Below are 15,575 nucleotides of genomic sequence, written 5' to 3'. Positions count from 1 at the left end.
GCCCTCGCCGTGGCCCGGCACATGACCTGTGGCCGGGTCCTCGCCGTCGACGCCGAACCGGCGATCGTGGAGGTTGCCCGCGCGCGGATCTACGACGAGTGGGCGGACCCGCGCATCCGCGTCGACGTCGCACTCGTCGACATGGACGACGTCGACAGCCTCCGGGACACGGTCGGCGGGCACGCTGACCTCGTCTGGGCCTCGGCCGTGGTGCACCACCTCGGTGACCAGCAACGCGGCATCAATGCCCTGGCGGCTCTGCTGGCTGAGGGCGGGCGGCTGGCGCTCGCCGAGGGCGGTCTCCCCGCCCGTCACCTCCCCTGGGACCTCGGAGCCGGCGACCCCGGGCTGGAGCTGCGCCTGCACGCCGCCGAGGACCGCTGGTTCGCCCGGATGCGCGCCGCGCTCCCCCGCCGCCGACCCATGCCGTACGGCTGGGGCGAGGCGCTGCGCCGTGCCGACCTGCACCCGACCACGACCGCCACCACCCTCACCGAGCTTCCTCCACCTCTTCCGTCACCCGAGCGGCGCGCCGTCGTGAACAGCCTCGCCAACCGGGTCGACCGGCTCCGCGACACCGGTCTGCTCACCCCCGCCGACCTGGACACCTGGGCGCGGCTCCTCGACCCGGGCGATCCGTGCTGGCTGGGTGGGCGCGCCGACCTGTTCCTCCTCGAGGCGCGCAGCGTCCACGTCGGCCTGCGCGGGTGACCGGTCATGACCGAGACCACGCCACCCGCCGATACGCCCCTGCCGGTAATCGGCGTGCGCACCACCCGGCAGCGGCAGGCCATCCTCGCCGCGCTGACCGGCCGGAACCACCCGATGACCGCCCAGGCCGTGCACGCCGCGCTGACCGGCACCGGTCACCGGATCGGCCTCAGCACGGTGTACCGCGCGCTGCACCGGCTCGCCGAAGTCGGCCTGTTGCACGTCTTCGACGTGGGTGGGGAACGCGCCTACCGTCGCTGCCCGGACACGCCGCACCAACACCTGCTCTGCGACGACTGCGGCCTGGTCACCGAATGTCCGCCGCAGCTGGTGGAGGCGTGGCTCCGTGAGCTACGGGAGGCCACCGGCTTCACCCCGCACCCCGACCGGATCGATCTGCACGGGCACTGCGCCGCCTGCCCTGCGACACCGAGGTCGCCGTAGACCCCGCCCGCCCGGATCACCCGGCGGCGCAGGCCGCACAGGTACCCATGATCTCCAGGGTGTGATTGACGTCGACGAACCCGTGCTGGCCGGCCGTCCGGCGGGCCCAGTCCTCCACCGCTGGTCCGGTGACCTCGACGGTGCGCCCGCAGTGCCGGCACACCAGGTGGTGATGGTGGGTGCGGCTGCACCGCCGAAACAGTTGCTCACCGGTGGGCAGGCGCAGGACGTCCACCTCACCCGCGTCCGCCAGAGCCTGCAGGGTGCGGTACACGGTGGTCAGGCCCACCGCCGCTCCGCTCTCCCGCAGCTCCGCGTGCAGGCGTTGCGCGCTGCGGAACTCGTCCGAGCGGGCGAGCAGTTCGACCACCTCCGCCCGCTGCCGAGTGTTACGGACCGCACCGGGAATCGGATTCGTCATCGGCTGTCAACTCCTCACTGCACCGCCGCCCGTGCCGGGCCACCCACCCGGAGCACCGCGACGGTGATGGTAGCCAGCCGGATCGCCGTGCCGACGATCCGCGCGACGGCAGGTCAGTGGGGCGGTCCGTCGGCCGCTCGGATGACGTCGACGACCGCCTGCCAGTGGTGCGCTGTCTCGATCGGCCCGATCAGCGCCGGCCGCCCGCCCGTTGCCACGCCGGTGAGCAGGACGGCAGGCGCCCGGTGGCAGGCGCCGAGACAGTCCGCCCTGATTAGCATCGCGTGGTGACTGGAGCGTACGGCTGCGCGGAGGGCCTCGATGTGGTCCGGTGGGTCCTCTGAACTCTCGTGCCGTCCGCGTTCGCGAAGCGCGCGGCACCGATGGCCGTCGCAGTAGACGACGGTGACACCGCGGGGCGGGGTGGCATTCATCGGTGCCGCTCCGGGCGACGGATCGCCATCAGGACGTGGTCCGCCCGCTGGTGGAGCACCCTCAGGTCGCAGAGCCCGCCCCGCCGCGCGGTGTCGCGGTGCCAGCCGACCGGCGCCACGAACTCCGCGCAGGTGGAGCCGGCCAGGGCGGCCGTCCGCTCGCGCAGCAGCGACACCATCGCCGGTTCGCCGGCCAGCCTGGTCCACCACTCGGTCCAGGGATCGGTCTCGCCGATCGCCGGTTGTGCCGGTACCACGGGCGGAGCGCCCCGCATCGCGTCGGCGACGAGCAACAACCCGCCCGGCCGCAGCAGCTGCCGGGCCTCGGCGTACCAGTCGCGGACCCGGTCTCTGGGCAGGTAGTGCACGGTCGTCATCGCCACCATGAGGTCGTACGGACCACCGGCCTGCGCCGACCATCGCTCGGTGGCGATGTCGGCCCGGACGGTACGCACGTGCGGCAACGCGGTCTCGGTCAACGCCAGCAGGACCGGGTCGACGTCCAGCACGGTGACGTGGGCGCCGGGCCACCGCCGTAGCACTGCCTCGGCGGTGGTGCCCGGTCCGCCACCGATGTCGAGGACCCGCTCGGGCGTCCGCCCGTGTGCCTGCTCGACCGCGGCGAGGCCGGCGGCGAGCATCTCGTCCCGGCCCGGTTGGTAGTGCCGCATCACGGCCTCCCAGTCCCGCCGCCACCGGGCGACGTCGACGCGAGCGGGGATCCTCGACATGATCAGAGCCGTACCGGCTCGGCGTGGTCGTGTTCGTGCAGGTCGCCGAGGTCCCATTCGGGGAAGGGGTCGGGCAGGAGCCGCCATCCGGGCTCCTCGAGGGCGACCTCCGCGTCGGTGAGCAGGCAGCCGGTCAGGGCCGCCCGCAGCCCGTCGCCGTCGAGGCCGACGCCGATGAGGACCAGTTCCTGCTGGCGGTCACCGAACACCGGGTGCCACCGGGACTCCACCTCCGCCCGCTCGACGGGATCCTCCGGCCACTCCCCCGACACCGCGATCGGCACCCCGGCCGGGTCGCACCGACCGGACGGTCCGGCCTGGGACCAGAGCGCCACCACGTCCGGGCGGCTGGCCAGCCACAGGAACCCCTTCGACCGCACCACGCCGAAGGCGTCCAGGCCGCCGGCGAGCAGCTCCCACAGTCGCTGCGGGTGAAACGGCCGATGGTCGCGGAACACGATGCTGGAGATGCCGTACTCCTCGGTCTCCGGCACGTGCTCACCGTTGAGTTCGGCCACCCAGCCGGGCGCGGTCTCCGCCCGCTCCAGGTCGAACCGGCCGGTGTGCAGGATCTCCGCCGTGTCGACCCGCCCGTGGGCTGCGCGAACCTGCCGGGCGGCCGGGTTGAGGCGGGTCAGCAGTGCCTCCACCACCGCCAGGTTCTCCGGGGACACCAGATCGATCTTGTTGACCACCAGCACGTCGGCGAATTCGATCTGGTCGACCAGCAGGTCGGCGATGCTCCGGTCGTCCCCCTCGTACGCGGCCAGGCCGCGCGCCTCGAGCGTCTCACCCGCCTCGATCCGAGCGAGCAGACCCGCTGCGTCGACCACGGTGACCGTGGTGTCCAGTCGGGCTAGGTCGTCCAGGATCTGCTCGCCCTCCACCCCGAAGGCGAACGTGGCAGCCACCGGCATCGGCTCGGAGATCCCGCTGGACTCGATCAGCAGATAGTCGAACCGGCCCAGTCGCGCCAGCCGGGCCACCTCGTCGAGCAGGTCGTCGCGCAGCGTGCAGCAGATGCAGCCGTTGGTCAGCTCGACCAGTCGCTCCTCGGTCCGCGACAGGGCACCGCCGTCGCGGACCAGCGCGGCGTCGATGTTGATCTCGCTCATGTCGTTGACGATCACCGCCACCCGGAGCCCGTCCCGGTTGGCCAGGACATGGTTGAGCAGACTGGTCTTGCCGGCACCGAGGAACCCGGACAGCACGGTCACCGGCAGCCGTCCGGTCACGGCTGGTCCACCACCTGACGTCCCTTGTACAGGCCGCAGTGCGTGCAGGCCCGGTGCGGCACCACCATCTCCTTGCGCGGACAGGGGCAGGGGGTCAGCTGCGGCACGGCCGCCTTCCACTGCGCCCGCCGGTGCCGGGTGTTCGACCGCGACATCTTCCGCTTCGGAACAGCCATGGAAACTCCTTCTGCTGGGTGTTCACGCAGACTAGCGGCATCGGTTTTCGTTTTCATAATCGCACCGATGGCTGCGGGCGCGTGTCGGTCCCGCACGACGGCCACACCGACTACCTGCACGACGAGCACGTGCACCACGCCCACGACGACCACTACGACGAGTGCGCGTCGAGCGAGCACGTGATCGCCGAGGATCACGACCACGTCCACCGGGACGGGTGCGGCCACCCCCCGTGCTGCACGGCGACCACCTTGACTACGTGCACGACGGCCACCGGCATGCCGCACACGGCGGACAGTACGACGAGCACTGACCCCGTTCCGACCGATCTCACCCGCCGGTCCGCAGCCGCGGCGCCCAGGTGACCGCCCGGACGACAGCCGCTCGTTGCCGCCACGCCGATCGTGAGCGCGAGGGTCGGCCACCCGGGTGGCCGACCCTCGCGCTCACAATCAGTGCCCCGCAGCGTCGGTGACGGAGCAGCCCTCGACGCCGGCGAGTCGCACCGTGCGATCGGCGAGGGTGGCGTCGGCGGCGTCGTGGCTGGCGTAGACCACCGCTGCGCCGGCACGGACCCGTTCGGCGAGCAGGTCGTGGACGTTTCGCCGGCTCGTCGCGTCAAGGGCGACCGTGGGTTCGTCCAGCACGTAGATGTCGGCGACCTGGACGAGAGCCTGAGCGATGAGCGTGCGCTGACGCTGCCCACCGGACAGTTCCCGCAGCCGCCGCCGCGCCAGGTGGGCGAGGTCGAGTCGTTCCATGATCGCGCTCGCGGCGGCGCGGTCGTCGCGGCTCAGGCGTCGACGCGGCCGGAACCGGCCGATCTGGACGCACTCCGCGACGGTCAGCGGAAGCGCGTCGATGCCGCTGGTGCGCTGCGGGAGCAGGGCCAGGCGGCAGCCGGCCCGCCGCCGGACGCTGCCCTCGGTCGGCTGCTCAACACCGGCCATCAGGTGCAGCAGCGTGCTCTTGCCGGAGCCGTTCGCACCGGTCACGGCGACCGTGGAGGCGGCTGCGACCCGCAGGCTCACGTCCCGCAGGACAGGGACGCCGGCATATCGAAACGCCACGTGCTCGACGGTCAGGACCCCGGCGCCCACCACTCCCCCTAAATGATAGTGATTGTCAGTTGCACTATAGTCGATTCGGTGATGGCGTCACTCCTCGAACCGTTCACCGTGTCCTTCGTCGTCCGCTCACTGATCGGCGGCGTCCTGCTGGCCGCGGTGTGCGCCCTGGTCGGCGTGTGGGTGATCGCCCGCGGCATGACCTTCCTCGGCGAGGCGATGAGCCACGGCATGCTGCCCGGTGTTGCCATCGCCTCGATCCTCGGCGGCAACCTCGTCGTCGGGGCCGCCGCGAGCGCGTTCGCCATGGCGGTCGGCGTCAACGCACTGCGGCACAGCCGCGAGTTCGGGCGCGACACCAGCATCGGGCTGCTGTTCGTGGGGATGCTGTCGGTCGGGGTGATCGTCGTCTCGCACTCGCGGTCCTTCGCCACCGACCTCACCGCGTTCCTGTTCGGCGACGTGCTGGCGATCCGGTGGCCCGACCTGCTGCTGCTCGCCGGCGCGGCCGTCGTGGTCGCGGCGGCCTCCGCGGTCTGCTACCGGCCGTTCCTGGCGCTCACCTTCGACCCGCGTAAGGCCCGGACCCTCGGCCTCCGCCCCGAGATCGCCAACGCCGTCATGCTGGCCCTGCTCACCATCACGATGGCGGTCGCCTTCAGCGTCGTCGGCACCCTGCTCGCCTTCGGCATGTTGATCGCGCCCTCGGCGGCGGCGATGCTCGTCGCGCGGCGGCTCCCGGCGGTGATGCTCACCAGCTTCGGCATCGGCTCGGCCGCGACCGTGATCGGCCTGTGGATCTCGTGGTACGCGGCGACCGCCGCCGGCGCCACCATCGCCGCCGGCGCCGTACTGATGTTCTTCGTGATTCTCGGCGTGCGCCGGCTCACGACCGCGGTGCGACGCCGTCGGTCGCCGGCCCCCACGCCCAGCCCCACCCCACTACCGGAAGGGAAGTTGTGATCATCGGCACCACCAGACGATTCCTCGGCGTAGCCGCCCTTGGCCTCACCCTCGCGATCTCCGCGTGCGGCGCGCCCAGACAACAACCACAGGACGTCGAGAAGACGCCACACGGCTACGTGAAAGGTGCCGAGGAACTGGCCGAGCCGCAGTCGGCCATCGCGTACGCGGCCCGCGGCGCTCAGCGGTTGCGCCTGCTCGACCTGACCACCGGATCCGAGAAGGAGGTCGGCCTGTCGATCGGCGCCGAGCGGCTCACCGAGGACGGCCGCTTCGTCTACGTCGACGACGGTGACCGCGCCCTGGAGATCGTCGACGCCGGCGTGTGGACCGTCGACCACACCGACCACGTCCACTACTACCGGACACCGTCCCGGTCGATCGGCACCCTGCCGCTCGACGCACCGGTCCGGACGGTCGCCGGCTTCGGAGCCCACACCACGGTCGGCACCGCCGACGGCAGGGTGACGGTCCTCGACCGACGCGAACTCGAGGCCGGCAAGGTCGCCGAGCTGACCACGATCGACTCGAAGAGCTCCACGCCGCTGGCCGTACCGTACGCCCAGCAGCTTCTCGTCGCCGTGGGCGACGACCCCGGGCGTCCGGCCGACCGGATCGTCGCCATGGACGCGAAGGGCCGGCCGACCGGTGCCTTCCAGGCGCCCTGTGCGGCGCCGCGCGGCTGGGCCGTCCTGCGGGGCGGCGCCGTCATCGCGTGTGAGAACAGTCTCGTCCGGATCAAGCAGGAGGACGACAAGCTGACCGCCAAGGTGCTGCCCTCGCCACGCACGCCGGTTCCGTCGGACGGGTTCGGCTACCGGCCGCGCAGCAACGAGGCCGCGGTGGCGGATCGCACCGGCATCTGGTCGGTGAACGCCGCCAAGGCCAGCCTGCGGTACGTACCGGCCACCGGCCGCGAACTGACGGCCGCCGCGTCCCCGGCGGACGGCAGCACCGTGCTCGCCCTCGACGCCTCCGACCAGCTGATCAGTTACGACCTCGGAACCGGCAAGGTCCTCGCCGAGAAGCCGCTGCGTGCCGCCGGTCTGACGCTGGACACCGACCGCGCCTACCTCGCCGATCCCGGAAACCGGGTCATCCACGAGATCGACTACCGCGACGGGCTGCGCACCGCCCGCACGCTGAAGGTCGCCGACCGACCGGATCTGACCGTGCAGGTCGGCCGATGAGGCGACCCAGGCTCCTCGCTGCGCTCGTCGTGGCTGCCCTGCTGACCGGCGCTACCGCCTGCACCTCCCCCGCCCACTCGCGCATCGTGGTCACCACGAACATCCTCGGCGACGTCGTCAACGAGATCGTCGGCGACGAGGCCAGGGTCAGCGTGCTGATGAAGCCGAACGCCGACCCGCACTCGTTCGCCATCTCGGCCCGGGAGGCGCACACGATGCAGACCACCGACCTGGTGGTCTACAACGGACTGGGGCTCGAAGAGAACGTTCTGCGCCACGTCGAGGCGGCGAAGGCCGAGGGCGTCCACACCGTCGAGGTGGGGACCAGGATCGAGGCGATGGAATACCAGGACGGCGACGCCGCCGGCCTGCCGGATCCGCACTTCTGGACCGATCCGGCGCGGGTGGCCACCGCGGTACGGGTGCTCGCCGACGAGATCGTCGACCACGTCGACGGAGTGGACGCCCGCGTGGTGCGCGAGCGCGCGGCCGCGTACGCGAAGAAGCTCGGTGAGCTGGACGCGGACCTCACCCGGCGGTTCGCCACCATCCCGGCGGAGCGCCGGGTCCTGGTCACCAACCACCACGTGTTCGGCTATCTCGCCGACCGCTACGACTTCCGGGTCATCGGCGCGATCATCCCGAGCGGCACCACGCTCGCGTCGCCGAGTTCGTCGGATCTCGCCTCGCTGGTCACCGCGGTCCGGACCCACCGGGTGCCGGCGATCTTCGTCGACACCTCACAACCGGCCAGACTGGCCGAGGTGCTCGTCTCCGAGGCCGGCATCAGCGTCAAGGTGATCGCCCTGTACTCGGAGTCGCTCAGTGCGGCCGACGGCGGCGCCGCCAGCTACCTGGGCATGATGCGCGCCAACTCCGAAGCGATCATCAGCGGCCTCTCCGCCTGAGACACCCCGCTCGAGACCCCCGGCGTCAGGCCGAGAGGCACCTCCGGTACATTTGATGAAAATGATTGTCAGTATCAGTTGGAGGGAAAAGTTCGTGAGGCATCGTGCAATCAGCGGCGCGGCCGCCCTGGCGGCGGCCACGCTGGCGCTCACCGCGTGCGGGTCCGGTTCGGACGAGGGCGCCGCACCGGCGGCCGGATCGTCCGCAGCGGCCTCGGTGCAGGAGCCGGTGGCGATCACCTACGACGGCGGCATCTACGTGATCGACGGTGAGGCGCTGAAGGTGGCGCACAACGTCACCCTGCCCGGCTTCAACCGGGTGAACCCGGCCGGCAACGACACAGGCGTGTTCGTCTCCACCGAGTCCGGGTTCCAGGTCCTCGACGCGGCCGCCGGCAAGATGACCGACATCAGCTACCCGGGCGCCAAGCCGGGCCACGTGGTGCGGCACGGCGAGCGCACCATCCTCTTCACCGACGGCACCGGCGAGGTGCACAGCTTCGACCCGAAGAAGCTCGCCGACGGCAAGCCGGAGGGCCGCCAGTACAAGACCGCGCAACCGCACCACGGCGTGGCCGTGGAACTCGCCGACGGCACCATGGTGGTGACCCTCGGCACCGAGGAGTCCCGCCCGGGAGCCATCGCGCTGGACAAGGACGGCAAGGAGATCGCCCGCAGCGAGGAGTGCCCCGGCGTCCACGGCGAGGCGGTCGCACAGGGTGAGGTCGTGGGGCTCGGCTGCACGGACGGCGTGCTGCTGTTCAAGAATGGCGCCTTCGTCAAGGTCAAGAGCGCGGCCGCGTACGGCGCCGTCGCCACCCAGGTCGGCAGCGAGAAGTCCCCGGTCCTGCTCGGCGACTACAAGGTCGAGCAGGACGCGGAGCGCGAGTTCCCCGAGCAGTTCGCACTCGTCGACACGGCGGCCCAGAAGCTCCAGGTCGTGCCGATGCCCCAGGGTGTCAGCTACAGCTTCCGGTCGCTGGCCCGTGGCCCGCAGGGCGAGGGCCTGATCCTCGGCACCGACGGCAAGCTGCACGTCATCGACCCCGCCACCGGCAAGCTGACCAGCTCGTGGCCGGTGGTCGGCGCGTGGAAGGAGCCGATGGAGTGGCAGGAGCCGCGCCCTGCTCTGTTCGTCCGCGGTGACGACGCCTACGTCACCGAGCCCGCCACCAAGAAGGTGCACCGCCTCGACCTCACCACCGGAAAGGTCGTCGGGTCAGTGACGCTCGACGCGGTCCCGAACGAGATCAGCGGCACGCTCTCGGCGCACTGACGTATCAGTCACCGGCGGTGGAGGCGAACCTCGTCTCCACCGCCAAGTGTCGTGGCCGGCTCCGGCCATGGTGGCGGACCAGCGGTGGTGGCGCACGAGCGGGTCGGCCTGCCGCAGCACCCGCGCCCGGCGCACGCCAGCCACCACGATCCGGCAATCGCGCCCGGGTCAGGCATCCAGTGGTGCATACATCGCCATATCACAAAGCAGAAACCATAATGGAAATCACTTCTGACAGTCTTGTGACACGCAGGGTCTACCGTTACGGTCCTGCTGGTAATGAACCTCGTTTTCAGGCTGACCGGACGTGGAAAGGCGGCGGTTCCGGTGTTCGATAAGCGCGCAGGTCTTCTCAGCGCAACCCTGGTCTCGGTGGCGATGCTCGGTACGGGTTGCGGATCCTCCTCCGACGGCGACGCGACGGCGCCCTCCTCCGGGGCGTCAGGATCGGCAGGCGTCTCGGTGGTCACGTCCACCAACGTCTACGGTGACATCGTCCGGCAGATCGCCGGCGACAAGGCGACGATCACATCGATCATCAGCGACCCGTCTGCCGATCCGCACTCCTACGAGGCGAACACCCGCACCCAGCTCGAGCTGTCCAAGGCCGACCTGGTGATCGAGAACGGTGGCGGCTACGACGACTTCGTCGGCACGATGCTCAAGGCCGCCGACACTGACGCCAAGGTGCTCAACGCCGTCGAGATCTCCGGCAAGGCGGTGACCGGCGGCGAGGAGCTCAACGAGCACGTCTGGTACGACCTGCCGTCGATGGGCAAGCTGGCCGACCAGATCGTCGGCGCGCTGTCCACCGCGGCGCCCGGCGACGCCGCGACGTTCACCGCCAACGCGACGACCTTCAAGCAGAAGCTGAAGGATCTGGAAGCCACCGAAGGCGAGATCAAGGCGGCGCACGGCGGCGCCGGGGTGGCGATCACCGAGCCGGTGCCGGGCTACCTGCTGGACGCGTGCGGTTTGGTCAACAAGACTCCGGAAGAGTTCAGCGAGGCCATCGAGGAGGGCACCGACGTCTCCGCCGGCACCCTGAAGGAGACCCTCGCCCTGTTCACCGGCAAGCAGGTCAAGCTGCTGGCCTACAACGAGCAGACCACCGGACCGGAGACCGAGAAGGTGCTCCAGGCGGCCAAGGCCAACAAGGTCGGCGTGGTCCCGGTGACCGAGACGCTGCCGGCCGGCAAGGACTACGTCTCGTGGATGAGCGGGAACCTCGCCGCCGTCAAGACCGCCCTGGGCTGATGCCGGACGACCACCGCTCGGTCCCAGTGCTGGAGTTCGAGGACGCCGGGCTGAGTTTCGGCCCGCGGCGGCTCTGGTCGGGACTCTCCCTGCGCGTCGAGGCCGGCGAGTTCATCGCCGTCCTCGGCGCCAACGGGTCGGGCAAGACCAGCCTGGTCCGCGCGATCCTCGGGCTCCAGCGCCTCAGCGCGGGCCGGCTGCGCGTTTCCGGCCGACCACCGCGCCGCGGCGCGGACGACATCGGGTACGTGCCGCAACAGCGGCGCATCGATCCGCTGACGCCGCTGCGCGCCCGGGACGTGGTCGGCCAGGGCCTCGACGGACACCGTTGGGGCCTGGGCCGGCACCCGGGGCGGGACGCGCGGATCACGGCGGCGCTCGACTCGGTCGACGCCGCCGCGTTCGCCGACATGCCTGTCGGACTGCTCTCCGGTGGCGAACAACAGCGGATCCGCGTCGCGCAGGCACTGGTGGCCGACCCGCGCCTGCTGCTCTGTGACGAACCGCTGCTATCACTGGACCTGCGCAGCCAGCAGACCATCACCACCTTGGTCGACCGGCGACGCCGGGAGAAGGGAACCGCAGTCGTGTTCGTCACGCACGAGATCAACCCGGTGCTGCCCTACGTGGACCGCGTTCTCTACCTGGCCGACCGCGGGTTCCGCAGCGGAACGGTGCAGGAGGTGTTCACCTCGGCGACGCTCTCCGACCTGTACGGGGCGCCGATCGAGGTGCTTGGCGCCAACGGACGGATCCTCGTCGCCGGCAATCCACCGCGCAGCGAGTCGCACCATCACCACGACGGCACCGAGGTCGGGGTGGAGCATGTCTGACCCCGGGCTGTGGGACCGCGTCTTCAACTTCGCCGACTACAGCGAGTTGCTCGGTCTCGTGCACAACTCGATCATCGCCGGCGCGGCGCTTGGTCTCATTGGCGGGTTGATCAGCACGTTCGTGATGATGCGCGACATGCCCTTCGCCGTGCACGGCATCAGTGAGCTGTCGTTCGCCGGCGCGTCCGGAGCGCTGCTGGTCGGCGCGAACGTCGTGCTCGGATCCCTGCTCGGCTCCGTCCTCGCCGCCCTGGTGATCGGGATGCTGGGCAGCCGGGCCCGGGACCGCAACTCCATCATCGGCGCTCTCATGCCCTTCGGTCTGGGTCTCGGCGTGTTGTTCCTCGCGCTCTACCAGGGCCGTTCGGCGAACAAGTTCGGGCTGCTGACCGGTCAGATCGTCGCCGTGGACACACCACAGCTGTCCTGGATGCTGGTGACCTCGACCGTGGTCCTGATCGGCCTGCTGGTGATCTGGCGCCCGCTCGCCTTCGCCAGCGTCGATCCGGAGCTGGCCGCCGGGCGCGGTGTCCCGGTCGCGGCGCTGTCGTCGGTGTTCATGCTGCTGCTGGGTCTGACCGTCGCCATGTCGGTGCAGATCGTCGGCGCGCTCCTGGTGCTGAGCGTCGTCGTCACACCCGCCGCGGCCGCGATGCGGGTCACGGCCTCTCCGCCGCTCGTCACCGTGCTCAGCGTTCTGTTCGCGGTCGGCTCCGTCGTCGGCGGCATCCTGCTCGCCCTCGGCAGCAGCATTCCGATCAGTCCCTACGTCACCACGATCTCGTTCACGATCTACATCATCTGCCGCGTCCTGGGCGCACGACGTCACCGACGCGGTTGGGCCACCGTCGGGCGCGCCGAGGCCCCGCTGCCCGTGGCGGCGCGCTGAGACCGAGAGGGACCGGGTGGCAACGAGCGACCACGGCACCATGATCGCCCGACCATCGACTCCGGAGCGTCGACCTTCTCGTGGGGGTGGGTGTACCGGACCGCTCAGGTTGCGTACGGTCAGGGTGTCCACGGATCGACGGCGGCGCCCCGGGCGCCGGCCGCCCGCGCCCGGAGCGTTGGTCCGTCGTCCGGTGCGCTCTACGCGGATACCGCGTCGTGGACGCCCAACCGGACCAGGCCGAGCCGGAAGTCGGGGTCGATCTGGGCGGCGAGGTCGACACCGGTGCTCTCGTTGGCCCACGCGAGCGCGTTGCGGCGGTGGAACTCGTGCGCGTGCCGGGTGAAGGCGTCCCGATCCTGCACGGTGGCGTCCACCGCCTCGGCGAGCTGGGCCAGGACTGCCTGGTTGGCCGGCTCCAGCTGAGACAGCGGCTCGACCGCGCCGCGTTCGGCGCGCCGCACGTATGCCGAGCGGCTCAGCCAGGTGAGCAGGTCCGCGCCGATGTGCTCGCGCAGGAAGTCCACATCCGAGGCGTCCTCCACCTTGTTGCCGACCACGGACAGTGTGACGCCGTAGTCACGGGCGTAGCCGGCGTACTGCCGGTAGACGCCGACGCTGCGCAGGGTCGGCTCGCAGACCAGGAAGGTGCGGTCGAAGCGGGTGAACAGCCCGGAGGCGAACGAGTCGGCCCCGGCGGTCATGTCCACCACCACGTACTCCCCCGGCCCGTCGAGCAGGTGGTTGAGCAGCAACTCCACCGCGCCGACCTTGGAGTGGTAGCAGGAGACGCCCAGGTCTTCGGCGGTGAAGGCTCCGGTCGCCGCGACGCGCACACCGCCGATGTCCCGGACGCACGCGGCGTAGACGGGGTTCTCCTCAGCCACCCGCAGCAGCCGTGATCCGGCGCCGGGCGGAGTCGTCTTCACCATCTCGGCGGCGGAGCCGATCCGCGGGTTCGTCCCCCGCAGGTACTCCTTGATCGCGGGCAGGTGCTCCCCGAGCGGCGGCAGCTGCGCGGCGAGGGAGGCGGACGCGCCGAGTGCCACCGCCAGATGCTGGTTGATGTCGGCGTCGATGGCCAACACCGGGCCCCGGCCGGTGAGGTGGCGGGCGAACATGGCGGCGAGGGTCGTCTTGCCGCTGCCCCCCTTGCCGACAAACGCAATCTTCACAGCTGACCCCCCGGGCACGTCAAAGTGATAACCGTTTTCATAAGCGCATACTGTAGCGGCTGGATCGTCCGTGGTGGTGGAAGCGGATGCAGTGTCATCCGAGCGGTGAGACGGAGTCGCCGACAGCCGGCACCGGCACCGGTGGCCCGACCGGACGCCAGCCATAACCTCACAATATCCATCATCTGCTATGTAGCTGAGGAGAAAATGACTCCTATGATCGTCACCAATCGGTGCTGGTCGATCGTATTGCTACCGCAGCGCGACGACCTGGCTCCGGCTGAAGGAGGAATTCGATGCGTCCATCGTGCAAGTCCGCACTCGTCGGGGCAGCGGCCCTGACAGTGCTGATGGCGGCCACCCCCGCCATGGCGGCAGACCGGGTCGGCGTGGTCCGCGAGGCGGGCGGCGCCACCGCCGTGGCCGACAGCTACATCGTCGTGTTCAAGGATGCCTCGGTCACCCGCGCCCGCGTCGGAGACACCGCCCGACGGTTGACCAATCGGCACGGCGGGGCGGTCGCCCGCACCTGGGGCACCGCACTGCGCGGCTTCGAGGTACAGATCGACGCGCGCGCCGCCGCGCGGATCGCCGCCGACCCGGCCGTGGCGTACGTGCAGCAGAACCACACCGTGTCGATCAGCGGTACCCAGACCAGCCCGCCGTCGTGGGGCCTAGACCGCATCGACCAGCGGAACCTGCCGCTGGACAGCTCCTACACCTACCCGAACACCGCGAGCAACGTGCACGCCTACATCATCGACACCGGCATCCGGACCACGCACAGCACCTTCGGCGGCCGGGCCGCCTGGGGCACCAACACCGTCGACAGCAACAACACCGACTGCAACGGCCACGGCACGCACGTCGCCGGCACCGTCGGCGGCTCCGCGTACGGCGTGGCCAAGGGGGTGCAGCTGGTCGCGGTCAAGGTGCTCAACTGCTCCGGCAGCGGCACCACCGCCGGCGTCGTCTCCGGCGTCGACTGGGTCACCGCCAACGCGGTCAAGCCCGCGGTGGCCAACATGAGCCTCGGCGGCGGCGTCGACACCACCCTGGACACCGCCGTGCGCAACTCCATCGCCTCCGGCGTCACCTACGGCCTGGCCGCCGGCAACGACTCCGGTGCGAACGCCTGCAACACCTCACCCGCCCGGGTAGGCGAAGGGATCACGGTCGGCTCCACCACCAGCAGCGACGCCCGCTCGTCGTTCTCCAACATCGGCACCTGCCTGGACATCTTCGCGCCCGGCTCGTCGATCACCTCGGCCTGGAACAGCAGCGACACGGCCACCAACACGATCAGCGGCACCTCGATGGCGACCCCGCACGTGGTCGGCGCGGCCGCACTGGTCGCCAGTGCCAACCCATCCTGGACCCCGCAGCAGGTCCGCGACTACCTGGTAACCAACGCCACCAGCAATGTGGTGACCAACCCCGGCAGCGGCTCACCCAACAAGCTGCTCTACGTCGTCAACGGAAGCACCCCGCCGCCCCCGCCCCCGCCAACCGGCTGCACCGGCACCAACGGCACCGACGTGGCCATCCCCGACGCCGGCTCGGCCGTGACCAGCGCCATCACCATCTCCGGCTGCGGACGCGCCGCCTCCGCGAGCGCCACCGTCGCGGTCAGCATCGTCCACACCTACCGGGGTGACCTGGTGATCGACCTCCTCGCCCCGGACGGCACCAGCTACCGGCTGAAGAACAGCAGCAGCTCCGACAGCGCCGACAACGTCAACGCCACCTACACCGTCAACCTCTCCTCCGAGGCGGCCGACGGCACCTGGCGGCTGCAGGTGCGCGACATCTACTCCGCCGACACCGGCTACCTCAACACCTGGACCCTCACCGTCTGACCATC

General features: G+C 70.6%; 17 protein-coding genes. 11 read left to right on the top strand and 6 right to left on the bottom strand.

The features are described 5' to 3' along the window. Both ACPCK6_RS27615 and ACPCK6_RS27610 read left to right on the top strand, forming a co-directional pair. On the top strand, nt 1-711 hold a 711-nt coding region (locus tag ACPCK6_RS27615), incomplete at its 5' end, for a class I SAM-dependent methyltransferase (RefSeq protein WP_423482663.1). 6 nt (nt 712-717) lie between these two features. Continuing rightward, nucleotides 718-1,155, top strand: a complete 438-nt coding sequence (locus ACPCK6_RS27610; RefSeq protein ID WP_423482662.1) for a Fur family transcriptional regulator — start codon at nt 718-720, stop codon at nt 1,153-1,155. 16 nt (nt 1,156-1,171) lie between these two features. On the opposite strand, the gene ACPCK6_RS27605 is transcribed toward ACPCK6_RS27610, so the two are convergent. From ACPCK6_RS27605 to rpmF, 4 genes are all read right to left on the bottom strand, one after another. Beyond that, entirely contained in the window at nt 1,172-1,576 is a 405-nt protein-coding gene (locus ACPCK6_RS27605; protein ID WP_423482661.1) for a Fur family transcriptional regulator, read from the bottom strand. Nucleotides 1,577-2,006: 430 nt separating this feature from the next. Beyond that, nucleotides 2,007-2,741, bottom strand: a complete 735-nt coding sequence (locus ACPCK6_RS27600; protein ID WP_423482660.1) for a class I SAM-dependent methyltransferase — start codon at nt 2,739-2,741, stop codon at nt 2,007-2,009. A gap of 2 nt (nt 2,742-2,743) precedes the next feature. Next, the gene (locus ACPCK6_RS27595; protein WP_423482659.1) at nt 2,744-3,976 is read right to left on the bottom strand and encodes a GTP-binding protein; all 1,233 of its coding nucleotides are present in this window, start codon (nt 3,974-3,976) and stop codon (nt 2,744-2,746) included. Further along, nucleotides 3,973-4,152 (bottom strand): 50S ribosomal protein L32, encoded by a 180-nt coding sequence (gene rpmF / locus ACPCK6_RS27590; RefSeq protein ID WP_216935120.1) that lies wholly within the window; start codon nt 4,150-4,152, stop codon nt 3,973-3,975. The genes ACPCK6_RS27595 and rpmF overlap by 4 nt, the downstream gene beginning before the upstream one ends. A gap of 18 nt (nt 4,153-4,170) precedes the next feature. Here rpmF and ACPCK6_RS27585 point away from each other — a divergent pair, with 18 nt between their 5' ends. Further along, nucleotides 4,171-4,518, top strand: coding sequence for a hypothetical protein (locus ACPCK6_RS27585; RefSeq protein WP_423482658.1), 348 nt, complete (start codon nt 4,171-4,173; stop codon nt 4,516-4,518). An 87-nt stretch (nt 4,519-4,605) separates the two neighbouring features. Here the strand turns inward: ACPCK6_RS27585 and aztA are convergent, their stop codons facing one another. Continuing rightward, the gene (gene aztA / locus ACPCK6_RS27580; protein ID WP_423482657.1) at nt 4,606-5,223 is read right to left on the bottom strand and encodes a zinc ABC transporter ATP-binding protein AztA; all 618 of its coding nucleotides are present in this window, start codon (nt 5,221-5,223) and stop codon (nt 4,606-4,608) included. An 81-nt stretch (nt 5,224-5,304) separates the two neighbouring features. Here aztA and aztB point away from each other — a divergent pair, with 81 nt between their 5' ends. From aztB to ACPCK6_RS27545, 7 genes are all read left to right on the top strand, one after another. Further along, nucleotides 5,305-6,183 carry a zinc ABC transporter permease AztB gene (gene aztB, locus ACPCK6_RS27575; protein ID WP_423482664.1) on the top strand — a complete coding sequence of 293 codons (879 nt, stop codon included), beginning with the start codon at nt 5,305-5,307 and terminating at the stop codon, nt 6,181-6,183. A 119-nt stretch (nt 6,184-6,302) separates the two neighbouring features. Beyond that, entirely contained in the window at nt 6,303-7,373 is a 1,071-nt protein-coding gene (locus tag ACPCK6_RS27570) for a YncE family protein (protein WP_423482656.1), read from the top strand. Beyond that, nucleotides 7,370-8,281, top strand: coding sequence for a zinc ABC transporter substrate-binding protein AztC (aztC, locus tag ACPCK6_RS27565; protein ID WP_423482655.1), 912 nt, complete (start codon nt 7,370-7,372; stop codon nt 8,279-8,281). The genes ACPCK6_RS27570 and aztC overlap by 4 nt, the downstream gene beginning before the upstream one ends. Before the next feature lie 94 nt (nt 8,282-8,375). Further along, on the top strand, nt 8,376-9,557 hold the full coding sequence (gene aztD / locus ACPCK6_RS27560) for a zinc metallochaperone AztD (protein ID WP_423482654.1): 1,182 nt from the start codon (nt 8,376-8,378) through the stop codon (nt 9,555-9,557). 462 nt (nt 9,558-10,019) lie between these two features. Next, nucleotides 10,020-10,814 carry a metal ABC transporter solute-binding protein, Zn/Mn family gene (locus ACPCK6_RS27555; RefSeq protein WP_423482653.1) on the top strand — a complete coding sequence of 265 codons (795 nt, stop codon included), beginning with the start codon at nt 10,020-10,022 and terminating at the stop codon, nt 10,812-10,814. Then, complete coding sequence (locus ACPCK6_RS27550) at nt 10,814-11,647, top strand: metal ABC transporter ATP-binding protein (RefSeq protein WP_423482652.1); 834 nt, start codon at nt 10,814-10,816, stop codon at nt 11,645-11,647. Before ACPCK6_RS27555 ends, ACPCK6_RS27550 begins: the two co-directional genes overlap by 1 nt. After that, nucleotides 11,640-12,536, top strand: a complete 897-nt coding sequence (locus ACPCK6_RS27545) for a metal ABC transporter permease (protein ID WP_423482651.1) — start codon at nt 11,640-11,642, stop codon at nt 12,534-12,536. Before ACPCK6_RS27550 ends, ACPCK6_RS27545 begins: the two co-directional genes overlap by 8 nt. Nucleotides 12,537-12,736: 200 nt before the next feature. Here the strand turns inward: ACPCK6_RS27545 and ACPCK6_RS27540 are convergent, their stop codons facing one another. Then, nucleotides 12,737-13,711, bottom strand: a complete 975-nt coding sequence (locus ACPCK6_RS27540) for an ATP-binding protein (RefSeq protein ID WP_423482650.1) — start codon at nt 13,709-13,711, stop codon at nt 12,737-12,739. A 296-nt stretch (nt 13,712-14,007) separates the two neighbouring features. On the opposite strand from ACPCK6_RS27540, the gene ACPCK6_RS27535 reads away from it, so the two are divergent. Further along, nucleotides 14,008-15,570 (top strand): S8 family peptidase, encoded by a 1,563-nt coding sequence (locus ACPCK6_RS27535; RefSeq protein WP_423482649.1) that lies wholly within the window; start codon nt 14,008-14,010, stop codon nt 15,568-15,570. Nucleotides 15,571-15,575 lie beyond the last annotated feature (5 nt).

Source organism: Micromonospora sp. AB353 (assembly GCF_049538395.1).
Taxonomy (GTDB): domain Bacteria; phylum Actinomycetota; class Actinomycetes; order Mycobacteriales; family Micromonosporaceae; genus Micromonospora; species Micromonospora aurantiaca.
This window is presented reverse-complemented; position numbering and strand designations above follow the sequence as displayed.

What these genes read in the sequence shown, in the direction of transcription:
- ACPCK6_RS27610 (WP_423482662.1), top strand. Translation starts at nt 718, where the DNA reads ATGACCGAGACCACGCCACCCGCCGATACGCCCCTGCCGGTAATCGGC.
- ACPCK6_RS27605 (WP_423482661.1), bottom strand. Translation starts at nt 1,576, where the DNA reads ATGACGAATCCGATTCCCGGTGCGGTCCGTAACACTCGGCAGCGGGCG.
- ACPCK6_RS27600 (WP_423482660.1), bottom strand. Translation starts at nt 2,741, where the DNA reads ATGTCGAGGATCCCCGCTCGCGTCGACGTCGCCCGGTGGCGGCGGGAC.
- rpmF (WP_216935120.1), bottom strand. Translation starts at nt 4,152, where the DNA reads ATGGCTGTTCCGAAGCGGAAGATGTCGCGGTCGAACACCCGGCACCGG.
- aztB (WP_423482664.1), top strand. Translation starts at nt 5,305, where the DNA reads ATGGCGTCACTCCTCGAACCGTTCACCGTGTCCTTCGTCGTCCGCTCA.
- aztC (WP_423482655.1), top strand. Translation starts at nt 7,370, where the DNA reads ATGAGGCGACCCAGGCTCCTCGCTGCGCTCGTCGTGGCTGCCCTGCTG.
- ACPCK6_RS27550 (WP_423482652.1), top strand. Translation starts at nt 10,814, where the DNA reads ATGCCGGACGACCACCGCTCGGTCCCAGTGCTGGAGTTCGAGGACGCC.
- ACPCK6_RS27545 (WP_423482651.1), top strand. Translation starts at nt 11,640, where the DNA reads ATGTCTGACCCCGGGCTGTGGGACCGCGTCTTCAACTTCGCCGACTAC.
- ACPCK6_RS27535 (WP_423482649.1), top strand. Translation starts at nt 14,008, where the DNA reads ATGCGTCCATCGTGCAAGTCCGCACTCGTCGGGGCAGCGGCCCTGACA.